At 61.8% G+C, this 23852-nt stretch carries 24 protein-coding genes; 14 read left to right on the top strand and 10 right to left on the bottom strand.

From position 1 onward, the window contains the following. The 7 genes from pdhA to ACILSE_RS13950 are packed head-to-tail and all read left to right on the top strand — an operon-like array spanning position 1 to position 5255. Entirely contained in the window at positions 1-981 is a 981-nt protein-coding gene (pdhA, locus tag ACILSE_RS13980) for a pyruvate dehydrogenase (acetyl-transferring) E1 component subunit alpha (protein WP_395718022.1), read from the top strand. After that, positions 978-1979, top strand: coding sequence for an alpha-ketoacid dehydrogenase subunit beta (locus tag ACILSE_RS13975; protein ID WP_395718021.1), 1002 nt, complete (start codon positions 978-980; stop codon positions 1977-1979). The genes pdhA and ACILSE_RS13975 overlap by 4 nt, the downstream gene beginning before the upstream one ends. Next, positions 1972-3228 carry a dihydrolipoamide acetyltransferase family protein gene (locus tag ACILSE_RS13970; protein WP_395718020.1) on the top strand — a complete coding sequence of 419 codons (1257 nt, stop codon included), beginning with the start codon at positions 1972-1974 and terminating at the stop codon, positions 3226-3228. Before ACILSE_RS13975 ends, ACILSE_RS13970 begins: the two co-directional genes overlap by 8 nt. Continuing rightward, positions 3225-3467, top strand: coding sequence for an acyl carrier protein (locus ACILSE_RS13965; protein WP_395718019.1), 243 nt, complete (start codon positions 3225-3227; stop codon positions 3465-3467). Before ACILSE_RS13970 ends, ACILSE_RS13965 begins: the two co-directional genes overlap by 4 nt. 15 nt (positions 3468-3482) lie before the next feature. Next, on the top strand, positions 3483-4205 hold the full coding sequence (locus tag ACILSE_RS13960; RefSeq protein WP_395718018.1) for a hypothetical protein: 723 nt from the start codon (positions 3483-3485) through the stop codon (positions 4203-4205). A gap of 34 nt (positions 4206-4239) precedes the next feature. Beyond that, complete coding sequence (locus tag ACILSE_RS13955; RefSeq protein WP_395718017.1) at positions 4240-4494, top strand: hypothetical protein; 255 nt, start codon at positions 4240-4242, stop codon at positions 4492-4494. Positions 4495-4508: 14 nt separating this feature from the next. Further along, complete coding sequence (locus ACILSE_RS13950) at positions 4509-5255, top strand: protein-L-isoaspartate(D-aspartate) O-methyltransferase (RefSeq protein WP_395718016.1); 747 nt, start codon at positions 4509-4511, stop codon at positions 5253-5255. A gap of 3 nt (positions 5256-5258) precedes the next feature. Here the strand turns inward: ACILSE_RS13950 and ACILSE_RS13945 are convergent, their stop codons facing one another. The 5 genes from ACILSE_RS13945 to ACILSE_RS13925 form a co-directional block, all read right to left on the bottom strand. Further along, positions 5259-6194, bottom strand: coding sequence for a manganese-dependent inorganic pyrophosphatase (locus tag ACILSE_RS13945; RefSeq protein ID WP_395718015.1), 936 nt, complete (start codon positions 6192-6194; stop codon positions 5259-5261). Between the two features lie 44 nt (positions 6195-6238). Next, a complete protein-coding gene (locus tag ACILSE_RS13940) occupies positions 6239-6481 on the bottom strand; it encodes a chaperone modulator CbpM (protein WP_395718014.1) in 243 nt (80 codons plus the stop codon). 3 nt (positions 6482-6484) lie between these two features. Next, entirely contained in the window at positions 6485-7423 is a 939-nt protein-coding gene (locus ACILSE_RS13935; RefSeq protein ID WP_395718013.1) for a DnaJ C-terminal domain-containing protein, read from the bottom strand. Between the two features lie 116 nt (positions 7424-7539). Beyond that, the gene (locus ACILSE_RS13930; RefSeq protein WP_395718012.1) at positions 7540-8805 is read right to left on the bottom strand and encodes an MgtC/SapB family protein; all 1266 of its coding nucleotides are present in this window, start codon (positions 8803-8805) and stop codon (positions 7540-7542) included. Further along, complete coding sequence (locus tag ACILSE_RS13925; RefSeq protein WP_395718096.1) at positions 8802-9500, bottom strand: DUF2238 domain-containing protein; 699 nt, start codon at positions 9498-9500, stop codon at positions 8802-8804. The genes ACILSE_RS13930 and ACILSE_RS13925 overlap by 4 nt, the downstream gene beginning before the upstream one ends. Before the next feature lie 88 nt (positions 9501-9588). Between ACILSE_RS13925 and hisC the strand changes: the two genes are divergently transcribed. Next, on the top strand, positions 9589-10683 hold the full coding sequence (gene hisC, locus ACILSE_RS13920; RefSeq protein ID WP_395718011.1) for a histidinol-phosphate transaminase: 1095 nt from the start codon (positions 9589-9591) through the stop codon (positions 10681-10683). Between the two features lie 6 nt (positions 10684-10689). Here the strand turns inward: hisC and ACILSE_RS13915 are convergent, their stop codons facing one another. Further along, the gene (locus tag ACILSE_RS13915; protein ID WP_395718010.1) at positions 10690-11433 is read right to left on the bottom strand and encodes a glycosyltransferase; all 744 of its coding nucleotides are present in this window, start codon (positions 11431-11433) and stop codon (positions 10690-10692) included. An 80-nt stretch (positions 11434-11513) separates the two neighbouring features. Here ACILSE_RS13915 and ACILSE_RS13910 point away from each other — a divergent pair, with 80 nt between their 5' ends. From ACILSE_RS13910 to ACILSE_RS13900, 3 genes are all read left to right on the top strand, one after another. Beyond that, complete coding sequence (locus ACILSE_RS13910; RefSeq protein ID WP_395718009.1) at positions 11514-12275, top strand: DUF3313 family protein; 762 nt, start codon at positions 11514-11516, stop codon at positions 12273-12275. 60 nt (positions 12276-12335) lie between these two features. Continuing rightward, the gene (locus ACILSE_RS13905) at positions 12336-12941 is read left to right on the top strand and encodes a L,D-transpeptidase (protein ID WP_395718008.1); all 606 of its coding nucleotides are present in this window, start codon (positions 12336-12338) and stop codon (positions 12939-12941) included. Positions 12942-13008: 67 nt separating this feature from the next. Then, the gene (locus ACILSE_RS13900; protein ID WP_395718007.1) at positions 13009-15207 is read left to right on the top strand and encodes a sulfatase-like hydrolase/transferase; all 2199 of its coding nucleotides are present in this window, start codon (positions 13009-13011) and stop codon (positions 15205-15207) included. Positions 15208-15253: 46 nt separating this feature from the next. Here the strand turns inward: ACILSE_RS13900 and ACILSE_RS13895 are convergent, their stop codons facing one another. The 3 genes from ACILSE_RS13895 to ACILSE_RS13885 form a co-directional block, all read right to left on the bottom strand. Next, positions 15254-15475 carry a zinc ribbon domain-containing protein gene (locus ACILSE_RS13895; RefSeq protein WP_395718006.1) on the bottom strand — a complete coding sequence of 74 codons (222 nt, stop codon included), beginning with the start codon at positions 15473-15475 and terminating at the stop codon, positions 15254-15256. A 190-nt stretch (positions 15476-15665) separates the two neighbouring features. Then, the gene (locus ACILSE_RS13890) at positions 15666-17210 is read right to left on the bottom strand and encodes an MFS transporter (protein WP_395718005.1); all 1545 of its coding nucleotides are present in this window, start codon (positions 17208-17210) and stop codon (positions 15666-15668) included. A 113-nt stretch (positions 17211-17323) separates the two neighbouring features. Continuing rightward, positions 17324-18850 (bottom strand): MFS transporter, encoded by a 1527-nt coding sequence (locus tag ACILSE_RS13885; protein ID WP_395718004.1) that lies wholly within the window; start codon positions 18848-18850, stop codon positions 17324-17326. Positions 18851-19046: 196 nt separating this feature from the next. Here ACILSE_RS13885 and ACILSE_RS13880 point away from each other — a divergent pair, with 196 nt between their 5' ends. Genes ACILSE_RS13880 through ACILSE_RS13870 form a run of 3 tightly spaced genes read left to right on the top strand, consistent with a single transcriptional unit; the run spans position 19047 to position 22060 of the window. Beyond that, positions 19047-21101 carry a penicillin-binding transpeptidase domain-containing protein gene (locus ACILSE_RS13880; RefSeq protein ID WP_395718003.1) on the top strand — a complete coding sequence of 685 codons (2055 nt, stop codon included), beginning with the start codon at positions 19047-19049 and terminating at the stop codon, positions 21099-21101. A gap of 44 nt (positions 21102-21145) precedes the next feature. Continuing rightward, the gene (locus tag ACILSE_RS13875) at positions 21146-21574 is read left to right on the top strand and encodes a DUF6941 family protein (RefSeq protein ID WP_395718002.1); all 429 of its coding nucleotides are present in this window, start codon (positions 21146-21148) and stop codon (positions 21572-21574) included. Between the two features lie 6 nt (positions 21575-21580). Next, on the top strand, positions 21581-22060 hold the full coding sequence (locus ACILSE_RS13870) for a hypothetical protein (RefSeq protein WP_395718001.1): 480 nt from the start codon (positions 21581-21583) through the stop codon (positions 22058-22060). On the opposite strand, the gene ACILSE_RS13865 is transcribed toward ACILSE_RS13870, so the two are convergent. After that, a complete protein-coding gene (locus ACILSE_RS13865) occupies positions 22026-23813 on the bottom strand; it encodes an exosortase/archaeosortase family protein (protein ID WP_395718000.1) in 1788 nt (595 codons plus the stop codon). The genes ACILSE_RS13870 and ACILSE_RS13865 overlap by 35 nt on opposite strands. Positions 23814-23852: the final 39 nt, after the last annotated feature.

Here is a 23852-nt window from a genome sequence, read left to right as displayed (position 1 = left end):
ATGAGCGCCCCACTGCCCAATCACGACGAAGCCCGCCGCCTGCTGTGGCAGATGGTGCGCATCCGGCGCTTCGAGGAAAAATGCGTCGAGATGTACAGCGCGCAAAAGATTCGCGGCTTCATGCACCTCTACATCGGCGAGGAGGCGGTGGCGACGGGCATCATCGGTCAGATGCGACCCGAGGATGCCATCGTGGCGACGTATCGCGAGCATGGCCAGGCGCTGGTGCGCGGCATGAGCGCGGGGGCGATCATGGCAGAGATGTTTGGCAAGCAGGAGGGTTGCGCGCGTGGTCGCGGCGGCTCGATGCACCTGTTTGACGCGAAGACACGCTTCTGCGGCGGCAATGCGATCGTTGGTGGCGGTCTGCCGCTGGCCGTCGGCCTGGCGCTGGCGGACAAGATGCAGAACCGCAAGGCGGTGACCGCCTGTTTTTTCGGCGAGGGGGCGGTGGCCGAGGGCGAGTTTCACGAGTCGCTGAACCTTGCCGCGCTGTGGAAGCTGCCGGTGCTGTTTGTGTGCGAGAACAACCTTTACGCCATGGGCACGGCGCTGCGCTTCACGGAGTCGAAAATGGACATCGCCAGCAAGGGGGACGCTTATGGCGTCGCGAACGCCTTCGTGGATGGCATGGATGTGCTCGCCGTTCGGGAGGCAGCGAGTTTGGCGCTCGAAACGGCGCGCGAGGGCCGGCCCTTCCTGCTCGAATGCCGCACCTACCGCTTCCGCGCGCATTCGATGTTTGACGCGGAGCTTTATCGAACGAAGGACGAGGTCGCAGAATGGAAAAAGCGTGATCCGATCCCGCTGTTCTTTGAGGCCATGCAGGCCGCGAAACTTCTCAGTGAGGCCGATTTGACGGCCGTGGAGGCCGAAGTGGCGAAGGAAGTCGATGACTCGGTCGCCTTTGCCGAGGCCGGAACCTGGGAGCCGGTGGAGGACCTCACACGCTTTGTTTACTCGGAGGTGAAAGCGTCATGAGCGCGGTCGAACCAGCAAGGAAGATGACGTTTCGCGACGCGGTGCGCGAGGGCATTCGCACCGCGATGCAAAGCGATCCACGCGTGTTTTTGATGGGCGAGGACGTGGGGCATTACGGCGGCTGTTTCGCCGTGAGCCGTGGTTTGCTGGCCGAGTTCGGCGAGGAACGCATTCGCGACACCCCGCTGGCGGAGTCGGCGTTTGTCGGCGCGGGCATTGGCGCGGCGCTGGGTGGCATGCGGCCGATTGTCGAAATCATGACCTGCAACTTCAGCCTGCTGGCGCTGGACCAGATCATGAACACGGCGGCCACGCTGCTGCACATGTCCGGCGGACAGTTCAACGTGCCGATCGTCATCCGCATGGCCACCGGCGGCGGCAAGCAGCTCGCCGCGCAACACTCGCATAGCCTCGAGGGCTGGTATGCGCACATTCCCGGGCTGAAAGTGCTCACGCCCGCCACACTGGAGGACGGGTTCGGCATGCTGGCCGCCGCTTTGGCGGATCCCGATCCGGTGCTCATCTTTGAAAACCAGACGCTCTACATCATGGAGGGCGAACTCCCCGCAAACGCCGGTCCTGTGGACATTGCCAGCGCCAAAGTGCGACACGAAGGTAAGGACGTCTCAATTCTCACCTATGGAGCGAGCTTGCCGAAGTCGCTCGAAGCCGCAGCGAAGCTATCAGAGCAGGGCGTGAGTGTCGAAGTTGTTGATCTGCGGGTGCTGCGCCCGCTGGATGACGCCACCATCCTGCGCAGCGTGGCGAAGACGCATCGCGTGCTCATTGTGGATGAAGGCTGGCGCAGCGGCGGCATCTCCGCCGAGATCGCCGCGCGCATTCAGGAGCAGGCGTTTTATGAACTCGACCGGCCGGTGGCACGTCTTTGTGCCGCAGAGGTGCCGATCCCCTATGCGAAACACCTGGAGCAGGCGGCGCTGCCTCAGGTGGACACCATCATTGCCGCCGTGCAAAACCTGGTCCGTTCCCATGGCTGATTTTGTCATGCCCAGCCTTGGCGCGGACATGGAGTCCGCCACGCTCGTGAAATGGCACGTCAAAGCGGGCGATGCGGTGAAACGCGGCCAGATCATCGCCGAGGTCGATACCGACAAGGGCATCATCGACGTCGAATGTTTCCAAACAGGTGTCATCGAGCGCCTTGTTATCGAACCCGGCGCGAAGATTCCCGTGGGAGCCCTGCTGGCGGTCATCGCGGGAGAGGAAGGAGCGGCGGCTCCATCTGCTCCCGCGGTTGCGCCAGTCGCGGTGCCGGGAGTGATGCCGGAAGCACCACATGTGCATGCCTCGCCGCTTGCAAAGAAGATCGCGGCCGAACTCGGTGTGGACCTGAACCAACTCGTCGGCCACGGCACCGGGCCGGGCGGCCTCATTGACCGCGAGGATGTCGAAAACGCCGCGCAACACCAAGCCACGCCTCCGGCAACGCGTCCGCGCATCTCGCCTTTGGCCCGTCGGCGCGCGGAGGAGTTGCAGGTCGATATCACCACCGTGCAAGGCAGCGGTCCTGGCGGTGCCATCGAGGCCTTGGACATCGAACGCGCAGCGACTCCCGCCAAACCCGGCGATGCCATGCGCCGTGCCATCGCCGCCGCCATGGCAAAGTCGAAACGCGAGATCCCGCATTACTACCTGCAAACCCACATCGACATGAGCGCCACGCTGGCGTGGTTGCAGGCCGAAAACGCAAAACGCGGCATCAAGGACCGCCTATTGCCTGTCGTTCCGATTCTGAAGGCCATCGCGAAGGCGCTGCGCGACGTGCCGCAGCTCAACGGCTTCTGGGTGGACGGCCAGCATCGGGAATCCGAGGCCGTTCATCTCGGCTTTGCCATTTCCATGAAGGGCGGCGGCCTGGTGGCGCCCGCGATTCACGATGTGGACAAGAAGTCCTGCGACGAATTGATGGCCGATCTCCGCGACCTCATCCCACGCGCCCGCAGCGGCCGTCTGCGCAGCTCCGAGATGACTGATGCCACGATCACCATCACCAGCCTCGGTGATCTTGGCGTGGAGAGTGTCTTTGGTGTCATTTATCCGCCGCAGGTCGCCATTGTCGGGCTGGGCAAGATCCTCGAAAAGCCTTGGGCCAAGGACGGCATGCTGGGTGTGCATCCGGTGATGAACGCCACGCTCGCCGCCGATCACCGGGCCACGGATGGACATCTCGGTGCGCAGTTTTTGGAAGCCCTCAACCACCACCTGCAAACGCCTGAATCGCCATGAGTGAAGCCGAACTCAAAGCCCTTCTCCTCGACGGCTTGCGCCAAATCGCCCCCGAGGCCGATCCGGCCACGCTGCGCGGTGATCAGAACATCCGCGAGACCCTCGACATCGATTCCTTCGACTTTCTCAGTTTCCTCATCGCGGTGCATGACAAGCTCGGCGTGGAGATCCCTGAGGCGGATTACGGCAAGCTGAACACCCTCGATGCCATGCTGCGTTATCTAGGTGCGAAAGTGTGAAGCCAACATGGTCCCATGAATGACCGCTCGTTCACATCGCGACTGATCGACGCGGGCATCGTCACCTGCCTGCTCGTCGCCCTCGGGGCGTTGATCTACGGCCACTGCGACGCGGGCGGGAGCGGACTGAGCCTCACGGACAGCTACATCACCGAATACATGAAAAAAGCGCCCCACTGGCCGTGGCTGATCGTTTCGAGCTTTGCCTTCGCGCTGCTGCTGTTTCTGCTGGCCGTCAAGATCATGGGGGCTTTTGGCGCGAGGCTGCCTGTGGTCGTCGGCTGCCTGCTGCTGGCGGCGACCGCGATGGGTAATTTCTTCGTGGCCTATGCTCCGATGCGCCGTGTGGAGCAACCGCCGCCTCCCGCGCATGAATGGTGGACCCCGACGTGGTGGTTCACCTCGCAAACGTCACACACACCTTACGAGAACGGCATGGCGGACGCCTACTCTGATGTGCATTACCGCGCCATACGGCTCGTGGTTGGCTTTGGCATCGCAGCGATGTGCGCGCTCGCGGCCGGCTGCGTGCTGGACGCGTCACGGCGTGCTTTGGGGTGGTGGACGCTCGGGGCGGCCGCCCTCATGTCGTGCCTGTTTCTGATGGGTGATCACTGGGACTTGCACCGCGGTTTATGGCAGCGGCTTGGGTTCGCGGTGATGTATGTCTGGTTGTGGAGTGCTTGGGCGGCCTGTCGGGGGCGCAAATCCAGCACCGCGGAGGACAACCAGTGGTGAGCAACGTGGGGTCTAATTGCGTTATTAATGGCTCATGAAATCCAAACCCAGCTCTGTCTCGACCGCTAAAAAGAAAAAGGGTTCCACCACCGGTGTGACCGCCATTTTGAAAACACCGAAGAAGCCCGTGACGGAGGCCATTCATACGACCGAGGAGCCCGGTGCCCGTGGCACGCACGGCAGTCCGGGTCGCGGAGAGATCCGCAAGACCACGCACCGCGTCATGGGCTCCCGTCAGTCACAGCGTCCGCTCGAGCGCTCCGGCCAGCCACGCAAGAAGCGCGGTTGAATGCGCCCGCCGCCATGCGCCCGCAGCATCGAGCCTTTGGTGCGATCCTGATACTCACGCTTATGTTTGTCAGTTGTGGGCCCGGAGTAGAAATGTCTCGATCCACCATGGATGAGCACATGCAGCAGCGCCGTGACCTTGTGGAATCCTTCTCACGTGCTGCTGATGTTCGCATCACTGACAATCGGGTCCTGAATGCCATGCTGGCGATACCGCGTCATCGTTTTGTGCCGGAGGATCTTCAGGAGCATGCGTATGACGACCGCCCGCTGCCCATCGGGCATGACCAGACGATCTCGCAACCTTCGCTGGTCGCCTTCATGACGCAGGAGCTGAAACCGCAGCCCACGGACCGCGTGTTGGAGATTGGCACAGGCTCCGGTTATCAGGCGGCAGTGTTGTCCCGTTTGGTGGCGGATGTTTATAGCATCGAAATCGTGCAACCCCTGGCGGAACGCGCCGCGAAAACCCTCGAAGAGCTGGGTTGTAAAAACGTCCATATCCGCGCAGGCAATGGCTGGCTTGGCTGGCCAGAGGCCGCGCCCTTTGACGCCATCATGGTTACTTGCGCGCCCGATGCCGTCCCACCTGCGCTTGCCGATCAATTGCGCGAAGGAGGGCGCATGGTCATCCCGGTCGGTCCTGAGAACCAGGTGCAGGAACTTTATCTTCTCGAAAAACGCGGCGGGAAAATTGAGCGCCGCTCCATCCTGCCGGTGCGCTTTGTGCCGATGACAGGAAAGAAAAAAGCGGGCCTCTGATTTTCATGCCATCGCGGCGAAGGCCGCCTCCAACACCGGGACGATCTGCTTCTTTCGTGACATGCAGCCTTCGAGAAAAGCGCCCTCAGCGCTGAGCTGGCATTGAAACGCATGCTCGACGACATCGCGCCGGTCGCCGACCGCCCAGAGGTGGCTGCCTTTGCGGGCGATGTCCGTGCCGAGCAGGATGACAAGGCGAAGATTTTGCGCGGCGCGGATCTGCTCCATGACCGCCAGCAGCTCCTCATGCCGCGCCACGAGGTGACGCGTGTCAGGCACCTCGACCTGGGCGATGCCGACGCGGTTCCCGGAGAAAGTGAAGGCTTTGAAGTCCGACTCGACCAAGTCTCGCGCCGAGCGGGACGCGATGTCGCCGCGCGCGGCCATCAACTCCGCGCCAAACTCGGCGACGTCCACGCTTGCGAACGCGGCGAGTCGCGGCGCCATGCGGCGGTCTTTGTTCGAAGTCGTGGGCGAGGCCAGCACGAGCGTGTCGGATAAAATGGCCGCAAGCAGCGCCCCGGCGATGGCCGGCGGCGGCTCGATGTCGTGCAGGAAGAACTGCTCGGCGATGAGTGTGGCTGTGGCGCCGACCGGCTCGCAATGGAAGGTGATCGGGCTCGGGATTTGCAGGTCGCCGATGCGGTGATGCTCCCACACCTCCAGCACGGTGCCGTGACGGATGTCGTCGAGTGCTTGCGCGATCTCGTTGTGGTCCACGAGGATCAGCCGCCGGTCCGTGGCGTTGGTGAGGAGGTCCGGTTCCGGCAGTGAAAAGCGCTCCAACACATGACGCGTCTCAGGGTTCAGGCTGCCGGCGCGGGCCGGGCGCACCTCGGTGTCTCCCAGCGCGTTGCGGAGGAATGCGTAGCCGATGGCCGAGCACACCGAGTCGGTGTCCGGGTTCTTGTGGCCGATGACGTGGATGGGTTCGTTCATGAGGTGTGTGTGGAGGAGCCCGATCCTGCGCAGAATCATGCGGCTCAGCGCCGCCGGCGAAGTTCGTCGCGGAGGAACTCCACCTCATCGAGCAGGCGGGCCATGAGGCGGAGGCCTTCGAGGTTCATTTCGCAGCTCTCGCGCAGGTGCTCGATGCGGCGCAGGCGGCGCACGGTATCGTCATCGAAATTTGACTCGATGATGCCGTGTTCCTGATAGCTCACAAGCGTCTGCGCGGAGAGGCCGGTCATCTGCGCGAGCAATTCGAGGGTGTAGGTTTCACTCATGGTTCAGGCACGCGGGTTGAAGGTGGAGGTGGCGCGGAGCTTTTCCCACAGCTCACGCTCGGCATCGCTGACACGGTCCGGCAGCACGACATTGATGGTGACAAAGAAATCGCCGCGCCCGCCGCTCTTGTCGGTCGGCAGGCCTTTGCCGCGCACGCGGAGCTGCTGGCCGTCGCCCGTGCCGGCGGGGATGCGCAGCTTGATGGAGCCATCGAGTGTCGGCACGATGACCTCCGCGCCGAGAATGGCCTCCCACGGGGCCACATCAAGCGTGTGATGGACCTCCGCACCGCGTGTGGTGAAGTCGGGATGCGAGGCGTGGCGCACACGCAGATACAAATCGCCTGCCTCGCCGCCATTCCGCCCCGGCTCGCCCTGTCCGGGCACGCGGATGCGGCGGCCATCGGTGGCGCCGGGCGGGATGCGCACCTGAAACTCGTGCGTCTCCACAGCGCCGGTCTGACGGTTGACCGTTTGCATTGAAATGGGCCGCATGGTGCCGTGCATCGCTTCGTCGAGCGTGACGAGGATGTCGCCCTCGATGTCGTGACCGCGGCTCGCACGGCCTTTGCGCGGTGTTTTCGGCACGAACTCCTCACCGAAGCCGTAGCGCGCTCCGCCACCGAAATACTGCTCGAAGAAGTCGCTGAAGCCCGTGCCGCCAAAATGGAACTCCTGATCGGAACCGGCTCCGGGCGGTGGCGCGGCTTCCTGCTGCCAGTTCGCGCCGAGACGGTCGTATTTGGCCCGCTTTTCAGGATCGCCGAGCACCTCGTTGGCCTCGTTGATCTCTTTAAACTTCTCCTCCGCGGTCTTTTTGTCCTTTGCCGTGTCCGGATGGTATTGGCGGGCGAGTTTGCGAAAGGCCTTCTTGATGTCGTCAGGAGTCGCGTCTCGTGCGACGCCGAGTGTGGTGTAGTAATCCTTGAAGCTGGCTGGCATGCCTCACCATGAACGCACCCAACGGCACGTCATTGTCAAAGACTCGGCATTCCTTGGGCGGGCACGGTTCGGAAAAGGCGGATCAACTGCCACGTCGTGAACGAGTTCCGAGGCTGTCATGGCCACAGCAACATGATCGCGCCGCCGCCTGCCAGGGCGGCCGCGAAGCCTGCGAGCATGGGCTTGATGAACGAACGCACGCCGAGGATGGTCACCAAGGCCGCCTTGAAGACGATGTTGGCCATCCCGCCGAGCAGGATCATGCGCCACGCCGTCGAGCTTTCCAGATGACCGGTGCTCACCAAATGCGACGTGGAAAGCGTGATGGCGTCCATGTCGGTGAGGCCGGAGATGGCGGCGGCGACATACATGCCGGAGGTGCCAAAGTGCTGCCGCGCGGCCGCGACCACCAGAAGTACGACGGCGTAGAGGAGACCGAAGAGCACGGCGCTCTTCAACTCGGAGGGAGGAGCCTCCTCCTCCATGCTGTGACTGCCTTTTTTCAACGAAAGCCGATGGGCGATGGCGGCGACGAGGCCAAACCAGATCATCAGGGACAGCAAGGGCGGCAGCATCTGGCGAAGGTGGGCGGGCGCTGCGATCACGACCTCGACGATCACGCGCACGAAGACAATGGCCGAGGCGATCAGCGCAATGGCGGCGAGGCAGGCGGCGGAGGCGCCGCGATCGTGACTGCGGCGGGCGATGCTGGCCGTGGTGGCCGTGCTGGAGATGAGCCCGCCGAAAATGCCGGCGAGCACCGAACCGCGGGCGCCGCCGAGAAACTTTTGCGCCAGATAGGCGGCCAGGCTGATGCCGATGATCAGCACGACCATGAGCCAGATGGAAAAAGGATTCAGCACGCCGAGATAACCCATGTCGCGATTCGGCAGCACCGGCAGGATGACGAGCCCCGCCAGCACCAAGCGTGCGATCTCGCGCAGATCATCCTCGCCGATGCGGCGGACCATATTGTGCAGCGGTTTTTTGCTTTGCAGCATCACCATGACCGTCCCGGCGATCACCACGGCTATGAGACGATGCCCCAGCACGGTGATGATGCCGGTGGCGAACATGACGAGCATCGCCATCTCGGTGGTGAGACCGGAATCCGGCTGCTTGCTCTTCAATTCGGCCAGGTTTCCGAGGATGACGATGCTCGCGAGAGCAATGAGCGCCGCCGCGATGATCCAGCCTCCGAACACGATGCCAAGCACGCCACAAAGAGCGCCGAACAGCGAAAGAAGTGCGAAGGTGCGGATGCCTGCGACGTGGCTTTGCACCCATTCACGCTGCAAACCGACGAGCAGGCCGAGTCCCAGCGCGGTGGCGAGAGATTGGAGCAATTCCGGGGCTTCGGGCAGGGCGGCGGGCATGGTCATGGTTCAGGTTCTTTAGTGAACGTATCGCCTGCGGCCTTCACACGCCAGCTTTCCGACCATTCACGCGCAAAATCACGCTGGCAGCGCCAGTTCACCAAGGCGGTCACGAGCATGGCAAGTGCCGCGCCGCAGGTGGCGAGCGCCATGTCCTTATGCGCATCCCAGATGTCGCCTTGTGTGCCGAGATAGGCCTGTCCGAGGTCGCTACCAAGCAACTCGGCGGCAAGCCACTCGATGAGTTCGTAGAGCAATGACGAGGACATCGTGATGTCCAGCGGCAGAAAGTAGCCCCAGAAACCGCGCGCATTGGCGATGCGCAGGAAGATTTCACGAAATGGATACGCCAGCATCAGACCGTAGAGGAAATGCACCGCCCGGTCGAAGTGATTGCGCCGCCAGCCGAAAGTTTCGTTGAAGGAACGGCCGGTCAGATGCCGCCACCAATCGTCATAGGGAACCTCCGAGTAGGTGTAGTGCGCGCCGATCTCGTGCAGGCACATGAATAAGAAAATCAGCAGCCACGACAGGCGTGAAAACAAACGGCACCGGTAGCTTGCGATGAAAATGGGCAGCGCTAGGAGCACGAGCACGTTTTCCAGCACCCAGTCCTGAAAATGCCAGGGCCGCAACGCCAGCGCCGCCCAAAACAGGGCGAACAACACCGCCAGGCGCTTGACCAGCCGTTCGTACGTCATGCGGCTAAAACGCCGGCAGTATTCGCTTTCACACGCGCTTGCCATCCGCGCCATCCCAGTCCAAGAAAAGAATCCCAAGCCTCCCATCATGTCCATCTGGAACTACGCCAACCCGCAGCTCAAAGACCTCGTCGCCTACGAACCCGGAAAACCCATCGAGGACGTCGCCCGCGAGCGCGGCTTGAGGCCGGAGGACATCATCAAACTGGCCTCGAACGAGAATCCGCTCGGCCCCTCTCCCAAGGCCGTCGAGGCCATGAAAAAGGCCGTGGAGGAGGTTCACATCTATCCAGACGGCGCGTCCTGGAAGCTGCGCAACGCGCTGGCGGAGAAGTTTGGCCTCGAAATGGGCAACTTCATCATGGGCTGCGGCTCCAATGAAGTCATCGAATTCATCGGCCACGCCTTCCTGAAGCCGGGTGACAACATCATCACCGCCGAGCACGCCTTCCTCGTGTACAAGCTCATGGCGAAGGTTTTTGGCGCTGATACCATTGAGGTGCCAGACCCCGGCTACGTGCACGACCTTGATGCCATGGCCGCCGCGATCACGCCGCAGACGAAGGAGGTCTTCATCGCCAATCCGAATAATCCGACAGGCACGCTTGTCACGCAGGAGCAGATCGACCGATTTATGGCAAAAGTGCCGGATCACGTCGTAGTGGTGTTTGACGAGGCTTATTATGAGTTCCTCGACAATCCGCCGGACACCGTTAAATACGTCCGCGAAGGCCGCAACGTCGTCATCCTGCGCACCTTTTCGAAGATCCAAGGCCTCGCCGGCACTCGTGTTGGTTATGGCATTGCGAACAAGGAACTCATCGACGTGCTCCAGCGCACGCGGCAGCCTTTCAACCTCAATTCCATCGCCCAGGCGGGTGCTTTGGCCGGTTTGCTCGACGAGGAACACCAGGACAAGACCAAGCGCATCACCGACGAAGGCCGCGACTACTTGCAGAAGCAGTTTGGCGAGCTGGGCCTCGAATACATTCCGAGCTACGCGAACTTCGTGCTCGTCAAAGTCGGCGACGGCAACGCCGTCTTCAAAGCGATGATGGACAAGGGCGTCATCGTCCGCGCCATGGCCGCCTACAAGCTCCCCGAGTGGGTCCGCATCTCCATCGGCACCATGCCGCAAAACGAGCGCTGCATCGAGGTGCTGAAGCAGGTGCTGGGGAAGTAGCGCAGACTACTTCCGGGAGCGGTTGCGGTTTTGACGAATGCGCCACACGTCCCTGGCCATCCGCCATGAGTCGCGGATGAGATGGACGTGGCCGCCGGGGGTTTCGAACCATTCGATGGGCACCTCGTGAAATGGCACTCCGGTGTCATGCAAGGCAGCGAGGAGTTCGACATCGAAGGCGAAGCCATGGATGCGCAGGGAAGGGGCGATGCGCTCGTAGGCGCTGCGGGGGATGAGCTTGAGACCGCACTGGCTGTCGTGGATACGGATGCGCAGCAGCGCGGAGACGAGCGAGCCGAAGATGTGGCCGATCACACGACGTTTCCACTGGCGACGGACCCTGCTGCTAAACTGTCGCATGCGGGAGGCGAAGAGGGCGGTGGTTGGAACAGGTTGTTCGCGGGCGAGGCGGATCAGCCTCGCCACCTCGGCGGCGGAGCAGGAGCCGTCGGCATCGACGAAGCCCAGCCAATCGGCGTTCTTTTCGACGTTCCAGCCCGCATAGACGGCTCCGCCTTTGCCCAGATTGGCCGGGAGAAAAAGTGGATCGAGCAGATGGGCATGCTGTCGGCAGAAGGGGGCGAGGATTTCGCGCATGCGGGCGACTTCGGCGGCGTCCGAGCCGTCCTCGACGACGCGGATGGTCACGCCGCCGAGTTCATGCGTTACCTTGCACAATTCAGCGAGGAAGGGGGCGATTCGTCCACTCTCCTGGTAGCACGGAATGACGAGGTGGACGGCGGCGAGCATGTGGAGGGATGAAAAGGCTGAAATGAGAAAATGAAAATTGAAATCAGACGGTCCGTGCCTTTGTCATCACGCATCGAGCCATGCGTTTCCCGCATTTTTTCATCGTATTGCTGCTGACGACCATGTTCCCGTCGTGCGGTTCGACGAACCGTATCCTCAAGGCGGGGCTGGTGGAGCCATCGCCCTTTTTCGAGCGGCCATGGTTGGCGCAGAATGGCGGCGAGCATCTGCCTTTTCAAAAAGTGTGGACCACGCCGGACCGGCAGGTGCTGGCCGATGGCATGAAGATGCGAAAGCTCTTCATCGCACCGGTCACGCTGGCCTACTTGCGTCCGGTGAAGAAGGCGCTGGCCGGACAGGAAATGGCCTGGGGTGTGCGGCGGCAGGAGGTGGATGTGGCCCGGCGTTTGAGGGAGGAGTTTGTCGCCGCATTCCGCCGCTCGCCCAGCCCGTATTACCGGCTGGCGGACAAGCCGGGCAGGGACACGCTGACGCTGCAATTGGCGCTCATCGAACTTCAGCCGACGAGTCCGAAGGGCAACGCGGCAATGACGGTCCTGAAGTTTGTGGTCACGCCTTTCGCGGCGTTCGGGAGGTTTTTCACGAAAGGAAACATCGCCATCGAGGGCAAGGTGCTCGTCTCAAGGTCAGGGCGCGCCTATTTTCAGTTTGCGGACAACGAGGAGGACAAGCTCACTTTCATCAACACCCGGGATTTCCAGCCTTATGGCCACGCGGTGAACAGCATGCGGGACTGGGCGCTGCAGTTTGAACTGATGACGCGTTCGCCGCGCGGCTGGCGGGTGCGGGACTCGAGCGCGGTGACCTTGAGGCCGAATTGAGGAAAATGGCGCCCGGCCGCGAAAACTTGCCGATTTGACGAACACGGTATGATGGCCCGCATGAACGCGCCCGTCGTGCTGCTTTTCCGCCTGGCCCTGCCGTGGCTCGCCACGTGCCTCGTTGCCTGCGGTCATCGGACGTCGCCGGTGGTGGAGATTCGCCGGGCCCAGGTCCCGACGCACCAGCGCCTGGTGGTGAGCGTTGCGGAGCAGATGATGGTGACCTTTGACCATGACCAGCCGAAGCGGATGTATCGCGTGAGCACGTCACGCTTCGGGACAGGTGACAAACCGGGCACTTACAAAACGCCGCTGGGGCAGCTTCAGATCGTGGACATCATCGGTCAGGGGCTGCCCGCAGGTGCGAAACTGAAGGCACGGATACCGACGGGCGAGATTGTGCCGATGGACGCACCGGGGCGTGATCCCATCGTGACACGGGTTCTGCGGCTGCAAGGCATGGAGCGGCGCAATGCACGCACGTATGAGCGGTTGATTTATATTCATGGCACGCCTGAAGAATCAAAGCTGAAGACGCCTGCGTCCTACGGCTGCGTGCGGATGGGATCGGCGGACATCATTAACCTATGCCGATGGGTGAGGCCCGGAGCGCGTGTGGACATCGTTCCTGGCAAGCTGCCGGCACCGAATTCGCTGCCGGATTGAAACGGTAAGGTTGTAGAAGAGGGATTGAGCTTGTGCCTGAAGTGTTGTAGTGAGCATCCTGCTGCTCATGCCCGCCTCGCCCATGTCACGACGCCAGATGCTGATCACCGTCGCGCTGACGGTGCTGGGGACGCTGGTGGCGTGGTATCTGGGAGCGATTTTGAGTTTTGCCTCCACCAAGCATGGATTTAACAACCGCTTCAGCGAAGTCGCGATCCAGCATCATTGGTGGTATCTGGTCTGGAGCAATGTGGTGGTGCTCAAGGGCTATCTGCTGGTGGCGGCGGGGTATGTGGTGGTGATCTATCCACTGATCCGCCTTTGGTCGCGATTTCAGTTCTTCGGCCGATTCGGGACGATTTGGCGCTCACTGCTGCTGGCAGGGCTGCTTTACGGATTTTTCATCTTCCGGCTGATGCTGGAGAAGCCGTACTTCGGTGATTACAGCTACCTGCTGGGCTGGTATGACGCGGTAGGCACCCTTTGCGGTGTCTGGGCTCAGGATGTGCTTCATGCGTTGGTCTCGCAGGTCTTTCCGCTGCTGGCGCTTGGTGTGGCGGCTGGTTTTTATCTTTTCGAGCTGCGTTTGTGGTTTGCGCGGGCGGCGCGACCGCTGTTGTTCAGTTTCGCTGCGGTGGCGGGCATGTTGGGGCTGCTTGTGGTGAGCGGATATGGTGTGAACCGCGCACCGGATGTGATGGAACTGGCCGGAGGCCGCAAACGGCCGAAAAACATCGTGATCCTCGGTTCGGATTCGCTGCGGGCGGACCATCTCTCCTGCAACGGTTATCACCGGCCGACTTCGCCGAACATCGACCGCATCGCTGCCAATGGTGTGAATTTCGACCGCTGTCTGACACCGATCGCCTCCACGCTGGAGTCGCTGACATCGATGTTTTCGTCGCAGTATCCGCACACGCACGGCGTGCGGCACATGTTTCCGAACCGGGAGATGGTGAACCGTGCGAACCGTGAGGCGCCGTCGCTGGGGGCTGTGCTGCTGCAGCAGGGTTATGACACGGCGGTGATCGGCGATTGGTGCGCCTGCGGGTTCAATGAACTGCCGATGGGCTTCAAGGACATCATCGTCTCCGATTTCGACAACTTCCGCGTTTACATGAGTGAGGCGGTGTTTTTGCATCACCAGATCCTGCCGCTCTTTTTCGATAATCACGTCGGGCACATGCTTTTTCCGAAGCTGAAGTCTTTTGCGAGTTACATGACGCCGGAGGTCGTGACCGACCAGGTGATCGACCGGCTGAAGCAGCGGGCAGAGGACGGAAAGCCCTTTCTGCTCTTCGGCTACTACTCCTGCACGCATCTGCCCTACAAGACGCCCACGCATTACGCCAAGCTGTGGATGGACCCGAAGTACGACGGTCCGCACAAGCACGAGCTGGCGCTGAACGTGGACCAGTTCATCGGCGAGACGGACATCAACGAGAAGTGGAGCAGGCTGCCGCAAAAAGAGGTGGAGCAGATCACCGCGCTGTATGACGGCTGCGTGCGCATGTTTGACGACTCCGTGGGCCGTGTGGTGGCGGCGTTGGAAAAGCAGGGACTGATGGACGACACGATCATTCTGATCACCGGCGACCACGGTGATGATCTTTTCGAGCCAAACTGCACTTTTGGCCACGGCACGACATTCAACGGCGGCGACCAGGCGAATCATGTGCCTGCGATTTTTCACATTCCGGGCCTCGACAAGCCGCAGCGGCACTCCGGGCTGGCGCGCACGATTGATTTCGCGCCCACACTGCTCGATCTCGTCGGCGCGCCTGGGGAGCCGCGTTTCGAGGGCACGAGTCTCGCGCCTGTCATCCGCGGTGAGAAGGAGAAACTCGATCTCGCCTTCTTCGGGGAGACCAGTTACCTCTTTTTCCGGCGTAAAATTCCCGGCGAGGAGCCGCTGTTCATCCCGCCGATGGATGAGACCACCTTCATCGACCCGGACTTCGACTTTCATTTCGTGCTCAAGGACAAGTTCCAGGACGCCGTGCTGAAGACGAAGGAGCACTGCGTGCGGACGGAGCGTTTCAAGTATGTCCGCACGCCAGGAGTGAAGCACTCCATCGAGAGGCTCTTCGACCTGCGGGATGATCCGCACTGCGAGCGTGATGTGAAGCACGCTTATCCCGATGTGAAGGCGCGCCTCTCAGCGGCACTCGACAAATGGCTCACGACCCGGGTGCAAAGCACCACGCAGGAGATTTACGGAATCCTCGGCGAGGACACGCTGAAGCCTCTCGGGGCGGGGGAGTGATGGAGTATTGGATGATTGAAATGCTCCAATTACCCATCTGCGCTCCTCAATGACACCCACAACCGCTGCCGCAGGAGCCACCGCCTGATTTCGGCGCAGGACTGCCTCCGCCCATCAGACCCGTGCCGCCAATCGGCACACGGCGGATCGGCTGACCGCTGTCAGGATGCTGCGTGAGCGCGGCGTCCTTCATGCTCTGGCGGATTTCGAAGCGCTTCGGCTGTTCGCCTTCAAACTGGGGGAGGGTTTCGTAAACGTAGGTGGGCATGGTGGGGAGGAATGAAGAAGACTGAATGACGAATGACGAATGACGAATGACGAATGACGAATGACGAATGACGAATGACGAATGACGAATGACGAATGACGAATGACGAATGAGGGGCGATGCGCAAGGAGGGAAATGAAAACGGCGTCCCGGTGAGGGGACGCCGCGTGGGGAGTGTTCGTAATTTGGCTTACTTCTGCTCGTCGATGGTCAGCGGCTTGTAACCGCCGATGCTCTTGAAGTAGAGCAGCAGGAGCAGGTAGATCGCTGCCATGGTGGCGGGGATGTAAGCATCGAATTTCAGAGTCTTGCGGTCGCCCTGCTGGTCGGCGGCCACGACAAGCTGCTGATCAGGGGTCTTTTCCTTGGCTTCTTTGGCTTCGGAGAGTTTTTTGCCGTCGAGACCATAAGCGGCGGTGGATTCAAGGTTGAGGAACTTGCTGGGGGCGGCGGCCTTGTAGGTTTCGAAAAGGGCTGGATTTTTCGACTTGAGGTCTTCGCCAGCGAAACGGTCCTTCATGTAGCCAAGTCCCGGGCCGCCGATGATGCCGGCGGAGAGCATGCCAATGCCGCCCATGATGGAGATGGCGACAGCACCCGTGCGGGGGAAGCGGTCGGAGGCGACCGCAAGCATGGTGGGCCAGAAGAAGGTCTTGCCGAAGGCATAGATGCCGAGAGCGACGAGGGCGGTGGTGAAGCTGTTCATGCCGGAGGCCATGGTAAGGCCGCCCGCGGCGAGCGCCGCGCAGAGGAAAAGCAGGCCCACGGGGGAGAGCTTGAGCGTTTTTTCGATCCAGTGAGCGCAGAAACGCAGGCCGAACATGATGGCGGAGGTCCAGAGGAAGAGCGCCTTGCCCTGCTCAGGCGTGAAGAGGTTGCCGGTGATGTTCTGAATCCAGCCGTCCGTGCCGAGTTCGACGGCGCCGACGAGGGCATGGGTCACAAAGAGAACAAACAGGACGATGGAGCCGAGGGAGAACTTCGTGATCAGGCCCACCCCGATCAGGAGGACACCGCCGACCGCGTAGCCAAGGTTCTTGGCAAGAGCTGCATCGAGGCCGATCACGTCCTTGAAGAAGCCTTCGGAGAAGAGAGAGAGGAGATAGCAGGCCACGGCACCGCCTAGGATGCCCACGTCCTTGAGCATGTTGCCAAAGCTGACGCCCTTCGCGGCGGCCTCGGACTGCGGGAACTTCTGCCCCATGAACATGAGGCCGTAAATCACGGTCGGGATCAGATAGAGGGCGAGCTGGATGCGCCAGTTGATCTCCATCTTGTCATCAAGGAACCAGCCGAGCACGACGCCGACCACCATGCCGGCAGGCCAGGAGGCGTGCAGGATGTTGAGGTAATGCGTGCGGTTTTCCGGGAAGAGCGTCGCGACGAGCGGGTTCGCAACGGCTTCGAGGGTGCCGTTCGCGAAGGCGAAGATGAACATGCCAAGGGACAGCACCATGTAGGCATTGCCACCGCTGGCGGTGAAGGTGACCAGCGCGGAGACGACGTGCAGCAGGAAGGCCAGCACGACGAGCTTGCCGTAGCCGATCTTGTCCACAATGACCCCGCCGAGGATGATGCCGAAGCAGAAGCCGTTGAAGCCCATGCCGCCGATGGCACCAAGCTGGGCGCCGGTGAAGCCGAATTCCTTGGCCCAGTTGTCAAAGATGCCGCCACGGATGGCGAAGCCGACACCGGCCGCGAGGATGGCCATGAAGCCGGCCCAGAGAAGTCTCATTCGATTGTTTTCGCTCATAGAGGGGAGTGGAGTGTGGTTGGATGTGTTTGGTTGACGGGAAAGCGCGTGTTTTAGGTGTCTGTCCTCCAGACAACAAGGAAAAAATCATCTCATTAGTGAGAGGCGGCGAGATCCACCGGCTTGTAACCGCCTTTGCCACGGAAGTAGGCAAAGATGCCGAGGTAGCACAGCAACATGAAGCTCGGAAGGATGGCGATGGTGGTGAAGACGCTGCGCTTGCTGGCGGCCTGAACGCCTTCGAGCTCCTTCGCCTGGGCTTCCGGCAGGGCCTTGATCTTGCTTTGATCAAGCGTCGGGCTGGGGCCGAACATGCTTGGTTTCGGTTCGCCTTTCACGACGGCATACAAAGCAGCGTGCTCGGGGTTGTTGAGGCGTTTTTCGAGATCGCCATCCTGTTTGAAGCCGATGTAAGGGCTGCCCAGCACGCCGAGAAAGAGCACGCCGACGGCGGAAACGCCGTTGAGGGTCAGCGCACCGCCTTTGGGGAACTGTTCGGAGGTCAGGCCCAGCGTGGTGGACCAGAGGAAGGTCTTCCCAAAGGCATAGACCGTCGCCGCGGCCAGAATGGCCCAGCCTGTGGCGTTCGATAGAAACAGAAGTCCGATGATGGCGATGGCCGCGCTGATGACGAGCAGGCCGATGGGGGAAAACTTGTGAACGATCGGGCCGGCGTAAAAGCGCAGCACCGTCATGATGACGGACACATAAACAAAGATCCAGGTGGCGAAGTTCGGAAAGTCCGGCCCGCTGAGCTTGAGCAGTTCCGGCATCCAGCCGTCGGTGCCGAGCTCCGTGGTGGCGAGCGGTCCGATCGTGATGAGGACGACGAGAAAGAGCCAGTTGCCCGCCGAACGGGTGTAAATGCCCGCCAGCACGGCGACGACGGTCGCGATGATGAAGATCGTCGTCCAGGAGGCCTCCTGGTTCATCATCTGCGCCAGCGCGGGAGCGGTCAGGGCCGTGATGATGAAGAAGCCGACGCCGCCGACCTCCTTGAGCATGTCCCGGTAGCTGACACCTGCCGCGACGCGTTCATTGACCGGGAAACTGCGCGGAAGAATGAGCAGCGCATAGATCACGACCGGGATGAAGCACAACGCAAAGCGGAACTGCCATACGGCCCCGAAGAACAGCTTTGTGTCCGGCAGCAGGCCGCAAAACAGAGCCCCGAGCGCCAGCCCCGCTGGCCAGCCGGCGTGCAGGATGTTCAGCCACTTGGCTTTCTCCTTGTTGAAAACGGTCGCCACCACCGGGTTGATGAAGGATTCCACAGTGCCGTTCGCCACGGCGACGAGGAGCGTGCTCCAGTAGAAATCCTGGTAGCCCGAAGCCCGCAGTGTGAGAGCCAGCGAAACCGTATGGCAGGCGATGGCGAAGAAGGCGACCGTTTTGTAGCCAATGTAGTCGATCACAAGGCTGAAGAAGATGATCGAGATGGCGAAGGGCCACATGCCCGCGCCGTTGATGCTGCCCTTCTGCTGTTCGGAGAGATTGAAGCTGTCCTGCAACTCTCCGATCGTGTTGGCTCGCACGCCAAAGATGAAAGATGTGGCGACCAGGGCGATGAAACAGGCCCAAAAAAGTTTCATGTCGGCTTTGCCGGAAGTGGTTTGGCTCATGACTCGGGAGGAAGATGGTTGGGTTAGCGGGAAAGCGGCGCGATTCCAGCAAAGCACGGGCGGCCTGGCAATGTCTTTTTGCCATTTTAGACGAATCTGCTTCGGACCTGCGCCTTGACGCCACGCACGCTGGGCCGCATGTTCGCGGCGTTGCCGCGCTTCTGTTGGATGCGCGGCGGATTTTTCCCAGCCCTCCATGCTTTTGCCGTTTTCACTGTTGAAGTCGCGCCTGTGCCGGGCGGTGTTGTGTCTCCACGCCACCGCTTTGCCGCTCACGACCCAGGCCCAGGTGGTTTTGAAGGCCCAGCCCGTGGTGGACGAGCCAAAGACGGAGGCGAAGCCCGCCGAGCCGGTGAAACAGGATTTGAAGGCGTCCTGGCAGACGCAGAAGGAAGCCCGGGCGCTGACGCTCAGCGTGCCTGCCCCGCGCGGCCAGATCGTGGACCGCCATGGCGTGCCCTTTGCGCAAAACCGCGCGGCGAACTACCTGGCGCTGGTGATGCCCTACATGGAAGGGGCCAGCGAGGCGCAGATCACCTCGTTTGCGAGGTCCACCATCGACAATGTGAACCGGGTGCTGGGCAAATCGTGGTCCTTGAGCGATGAGAAGGTGCTCCTGCACTACAAGCACCGTCGCTGGTTGCCGCTGGTGTTTTCTGTGGAGGAGGGGCTGAACGTGGAGATCACGCCCGACATGGAGGAAAAACTCGGCCCGCTGCTCGGCAGGAGCGTGGTCATCCAGCCGGCCTACATGCGCCATTACCCGCAGGGCGGCACGGCCTGCCACATCATCGGCTACACTGGCAAGACACGTCCGCTGCCCACGGGCCCCATAGTGGATGGCGACCCGGTTTTCGAGGAGATGGAGGGCCGTGAAGGCATCGAAGCTGCCTTCGACAGCGATCTCAAAGGCCAGCCGGGCATCGTGAACGTGCTCTTCAGCCCGGACGGCAAACGTCTTGCCGAGGATGTGCGGCGGACGCCAAGCCCGGGTCGCAATGTCGTGCTTTCCATCGACTACAACTTCCAAAAATACGCCGAGAACGCGCTCAAGAAGCACACCACCGGCGGCGCGATGGTGATCATGGACGTGACGAACGGCGACATTCTCGCGATGGCCTCGAATCCGGGGTTTGACCTGAACGAGTTCGTTCCCGGCATCCGGGCGAAACGGTATGAAGAACTGATGAAGGATCCGCATCTGCCACTTTTCCCGCGTTCCTTCCGCGGGGAATATCCGCCGGCCTCCACGTTCAAGATCGTGACGGCGCTCGGGGCTCTCGACAGCGGCAAGGTGGACGCCAAGACTTACTATGACTGCGACACGGCGATGGAGATCGGCAACCGCGTCTTCCACAACTGGAACAAGGAAGGGGAGGGCAGCATGACGGTCGTCACCGCCATCAAGCGTTCCTGCAACACCTGGTTCTACCGCGCGGCGCTGGAATCCGGCGCGCCTTTCATCTCCAACATGGCCATGCGTCTCGGGTTTGGCGAGCGCACCGGAATTCCTCTGAAGGCCGAGGGGACGGGTTTCGTGCAGACGGATGCCTGGACGCTGCAAAACCTCGGCAGCAAGATGCAGTCCGGCGACTTGGCGAACATGGCCATCGGCCAGGGACGTGTGCTGGCCACGCCGCTCCAGGTCTGCCAGTGCATGGCGGGACTTGGCGATGGCGTGCGCATTCCGCAGCCGCGTCTCGTGCTGCAAATCCAGGACATGGCGGACCGCGTGGTCATGGCCTACGAGCCAAAGGATCGCAAGCGCATCGACCTGAACCCCGACCACCGCCAGACGGTGATCAATGGCATGGTCGCCGTGGTGAACGGCAGCGGCGGCACCGGCCACGCGGCCGGGATCAAGCACGCCGAGATCGCCGGCAAGACCGGCACCGCGCAGTGGAAGGTGGCCAAGGATCAGAATCTTGCGTGGTTCACCGGTTTCCTGCCCGCCGGGAAGCCGATGTTCGCCTTCGCCGTCGTTTATGAAGGCGAGCCGGGCGAGGATGTGAGCGGTGGCAAAAAAGCCGCGCCCATCGTGCGCGAAGTCTTCACAAACATCTTTGAAAAAGCCCCGGCGGACGATCCGATGCTCCTGGCCATGAAGGATGTGCCGAAGGCTTCCATCGTGGAGGAGGAAGTGATTGAGAAACCGGTGGAAGAAATCGGCGTCGCACGCCCCGTACCGCCTCCGCAGCAGCCGAAAAAAGGCATCGGCGGCTTTTTCCGCCGCCTTTTCGGACGCGACTAGCGTTTCTTTTGAACTTACCGCGAACTGCGAACCAAGAATCTTTGATGAACATCCAGATCGCTACTGTCTGTGACTACGCCGCCGATTATCAGGGCAAACTGTGCATCCAGGGCGCGTTCGACACGCTTTGCGCGCAGAATTTCCCTGTGGTGCATCCTCAGTGCTCCATCGCCATCCGTGTGATCTTCCAGCCGGACGACACCGGGGCGCACGAGTTTGTGATCCGCTGCGTCGATCCCGAGGGCAAGGAATGCCTGCCGGCGACGCCGCCCATCCAGATGGATGTGAAGTTTCCGTCCCAGTTCATCCCGTTCGTGTCGCGGAACATCGTCTATTCCCTCCAGCATGTGAAGTTTGAGCGCCAGGGGCTGCACCGCTGGCTGGTGCAGCACCACGGTGACACCGTGGCGAGCATTCCCCTGCGTGTGACGTTGTTTGACGACCGACGCGCCGCCACCGGCCCCGCAGGCTAGCCGATCATGACCACTTCCAAGCCCCAATCCCATTCACAGACCGGCACTCCCGCCGGCACGCCGGTGCGCCAGTTGTCCGTGTTTCTGCACAACCGCGTCGGCGCGCTCATGGCGTTGGTGAAGTTGCTCGCCGAGCATCGCATCGAAGTGCTCGGCCTTTCCTTGCAGGACACCACCGAACTGGCGCTGGTGCGCATGGTGCCGAGCGATCCCGAGACCGCGGAGATGCTCTTCATCGAAAAAGGCATCCCGCATGCCGTTTGTCCCGTCACCGTTGTCGAACTGCGCGAGACGGATCACACACTTGTGCATGCGCTCTCCGCTCTTTTGTCCGCGGAGATCAATATCGACTTCAGTTACGGCCTCTTTGTGCGGCCCACGGAGCACCCCTTGTTTGTGCTGCACCTTGATGCGCCTGAGCTCGGAGCCGAGGTGCTCTCCAGCGCGGGGTTCAAGGTGCTGACGCAGGAGGATTTGAGCCGCTAGCCGCATTTGAAGTGTTCAGCATGAATTGCGGCGCGAGTTGCGAGATGAAGTTGCGCGCATCCTCCACGGCCCCCAGTTCGATAAAGGGATCCTCCTGTCCGACACGCTGTTCTGGGAGCGGCACGAAGATGGAGGCCATCGCCCAGCGGTGCTGGATGTTGCGGAAGGTGGAGTCGAAATAGGACAGAAAAACGTGCTCGTAGTGATCCGCGCACGCGGTGCCGTCGGAGCCGATGTACCAGTAGAAATTCACCGCGCGCGTCCTGATGCGCACACCGGGCTGCGGCTCAGCGTCGCGGAAGATGCGCATCATCATCATCGTGACCTCACGTCCGTCCGCGAGGCGCAGGGTCAGGGGCGTGCGGTCGGTCACCGTCCAGCCCTGATTGGGCAGGCAGACCTCGGGACGATGCAGGCTGCGTTTCACGAAGCCGCTGAGAATCACCGTGGTCATGATCTGCCGGCCGGTGGATGAGGAATACAGGTTGCGCACCAGTTTCACGCCTTCATCGAGGAGGTTTTTCTCCTGCGCGGTCATGTCGTACTCGCGCCCTTGGTAATCGCCGAGGCTGAGCGGCAGTTGCAGCCTCACGCCCGGCTCGGCCACATGAAAGCTGATGTCCGTGCCCGCGCAGATGCCCAGCGCCGCCAGCGGCAGCAGGATCGCGGCCGCCAGTTGGGCCCATGTCCTGCGCGGGGCCTGGATGGCGGCGTTTTCGACTCTGGAGCTGCCTCCCGCGACACGGCGCTGCATGTTGCGCTTCATTTCGCGGCCTTCAAAGAGCCAGCACAGCGCGAACATGCCCGCCAGCGCCACGCCAAACACCGCGAAGCCGGCGAACATGTGGTAGGGCGACATCTCCTGATGTTCGCCCATTCGCCGTCCGACGGCGAACTCGCCGCCAAACATCAGCGTGCCTGCCACGAGAAGCAGCAGCCTCACCACGTTTCCCGCCACCGCCAAGGGCACCGCGCAGACAAACAAAATCAGCCGTGAGCGCGGCTGCCGCAGCGCCAGGTAGCCCAGCAGGGCCGAGATCATCATCAGCGCGAAGAGGGAATTGATGCCGCTGCACTTCGCGTCCACGTCCAGGCTGAACGCGGCGCCGATCTCGATGCCACGGGCCGCGTCGGGCGCGGATTGCAGCGCAGAGCCCTCGCTCACCGCATCCACGCCCACTAGGCGCAGCAGTGAGGCGGCCATCGCCGCCGTCTTGGGGCGCAGCGGGGAGGCCAGGGAGTCCTCCAACGGCTGCATCGGCCATGAGAAAAACAAAAACAGCCACGCAAAAAACAGCGCGCGCATCCACGCCATTCCGGCCACCAGCAGGACCATGCCGGCCAGCACAAACTGCACCGCCAGAAAGCCGGGGTAGCCCGTGTCCGCTTTGTAACCCAGCCAGAAGAAAAACAATCCGGCCGCGAGCGGCAGCAGCCCCAGCCAGTCGCCCCGTAATGGCAGGCCGCGCAGCAGATCCCGCCGCAACCACACCAGCCAGCCGACGAGGACAGGAACCACAAGGCAGAACTGCCAGTCGGAGTACTTGCTCACCCAGCGCGCCCATCCGGTCAGGATGCTCTGACGCCTGCCGAAGTCCCACTGCTGGTAAGGCCACGCCAGAAACAGCGCGATCACCACCGCGGCCAGGCCCCAGAAGACCGCCTGCTTCAGCATTCTGCCGCTTTTTTCCTCGGATGGCGATGCCGGGAGGTTGGCGGGCAGTTCAGAGGCATGAGTCGATTCGGTTGGCATGAGCAGGTTGACTGACAAAGGCTGGCTCTGTTTGTTGCA

Source organism: Prosthecobacter sp., assembly GCF_044236155.1.
In the GTDB taxonomy this organism is placed as follows: domain Bacteria; phylum Verrucomicrobiota; class Verrucomicrobiia; order Verrucomicrobiales; family Verrucomicrobiaceae; genus Prosthecobacter.
This window is presented reverse-complemented; position numbering and strand designations above follow the sequence as displayed.

Bases quoted from the DNA above. Each gene is read 5' to 3' on its own strand.
- ACILSE_RS13870 (WP_395718001.1), top strand. From the start codon at position 21,581: ATGACCACTTCCAAGCCCCAATCCCATTCACAGACCGGCACTCCCGCC.
- ACILSE_RS13895 (WP_395718006.1), bottom strand. From the start codon at position 15,475: ATGCCCACCTACGTTTACGAAACCCTCCCCCAGTTTGAAGGCGAACAG.
- ACILSE_RS13880 (WP_395718003.1), top strand. From the start codon at position 19,047: ATGCTTTTGCCGTTTTCACTGTTGAAGTCGCGCCTGTGCCGGGCGGTG.
- ACILSE_RS13875 (WP_395718002.1), top strand. From the start codon at position 21,146: ATGAACATCCAGATCGCTACTGTCTGTGACTACGCCGCCGATTATCAG.
- ACILSE_RS13960 (WP_395718018.1), top strand. From the start codon at position 3,483: ATGAATGACCGCTCGTTCACATCGCGACTGATCGACGCGGGCATCGTC.
- ACILSE_RS13885 (WP_395718004.1), bottom strand. From the start codon at position 18,850: ATGAGCCAAACCACTTCCGGCAAAGCCGACATGAAACTTTTTTGGGCC.
- ACILSE_RS13865 (WP_395718000.1), bottom strand. From the start codon at position 23,813: ATGCCAACCGAATCGACTCATGCCTCTGAACTGCCCGCCAACCTCCCG.
- ACILSE_RS13900 (WP_395718007.1), top strand. From the start codon at position 13,009: ATGCCCGCCTCGCCCATGTCACGACGCCAGATGCTGATCACCGTCGCG.
- ACILSE_RS13910 (WP_395718009.1), top strand. From the start codon at position 11,514: ATGCGTTTCCCGCATTTTTTCATCGTATTGCTGCTGACGACCATGTTC.
- ACILSE_RS13950 (WP_395718016.1), top strand. From the start codon at position 4,509: ATGCGCCCGCAGCATCGAGCCTTTGGTGCGATCCTGATACTCACGCTT.
- hisC (WP_395718011.1), top strand. From the start codon at position 9,589: ATGTCCATCTGGAACTACGCCAACCCGCAGCTCAAAGACCTCGTCGCC.
- ACILSE_RS13905 (WP_395718008.1), top strand. From the start codon at position 12,336: ATGAACGCGCCCGTCGTGCTGCTTTTCCGCCTGGCCCTGCCGTGGCTC.
- ACILSE_RS13940 (WP_395718014.1), bottom strand. From the start codon at position 6,481: ATGAGTGAAACCTACACCCTCGAATTGCTCGCGCAGATGACCGGCCTC.
- ACILSE_RS13890 (WP_395718005.1), bottom strand. From the start codon at position 17,210: ATGAGACTTCTCTGGGCCGGCTTCATGGCCATCCTCGCGGCCGGTGTC.
- ACILSE_RS13975 (WP_395718021.1), top strand. From the start codon at position 978: ATGAGCGCGGTCGAACCAGCAAGGAAGATGACGTTTCGCGACGCGGTG.
- ACILSE_RS13935 (WP_395718013.1), bottom strand. From the start codon at position 7,423: ATGCCAGCCAGCTTCAAGGATTACTACACCACACTCGGCGTCGCACGA.
- ACILSE_RS13945 (WP_395718015.1), bottom strand. From the start codon at position 6,194: ATGAACGAACCCATCCACGTCATCGGCCACAAGAACCCGGACACCGAC.
- ACILSE_RS13930 (WP_395718012.1), bottom strand. From the start codon at position 8,805: ATGACCATGCCCGCCGCCCTGCCCGAAGCCCCGGAATTGCTCCAATCT.
- ACILSE_RS13970 (WP_395718020.1), top strand. From the start codon at position 1,972: ATGGCTGATTTTGTCATGCCCAGCCTTGGCGCGGACATGGAGTCCGCC.
- ACILSE_RS13925 (WP_395718096.1), bottom strand. From the start codon at position 9,500: ATGACGTACGAACGGCTGGTCAAGCGCCTGGCGGTGTTGTTCGCCCTG.
- ACILSE_RS13955 (WP_395718017.1), top strand. From the start codon at position 4,240: ATGAAATCCAAACCCAGCTCTGTCTCGACCGCTAAAAAGAAAAAGGGT.
- pdhA (WP_395718022.1), top strand. From the start codon at position 1: ATGAGCGCCCCACTGCCCAATCACGACGAAGCCCGCCGCCTGCTGTGG.
- ACILSE_RS13915 (WP_395718010.1), bottom strand. From the start codon at position 11,433: ATGCTCGCCGCCGTCCACCTCGTCATTCCGTGCTACCAGGAGAGTGGA.
- ACILSE_RS13965 (WP_395718019.1), top strand. From the start codon at position 3,225: ATGAGTGAAGCCGAACTCAAAGCCCTTCTCCTCGACGGCTTGCGCCAA.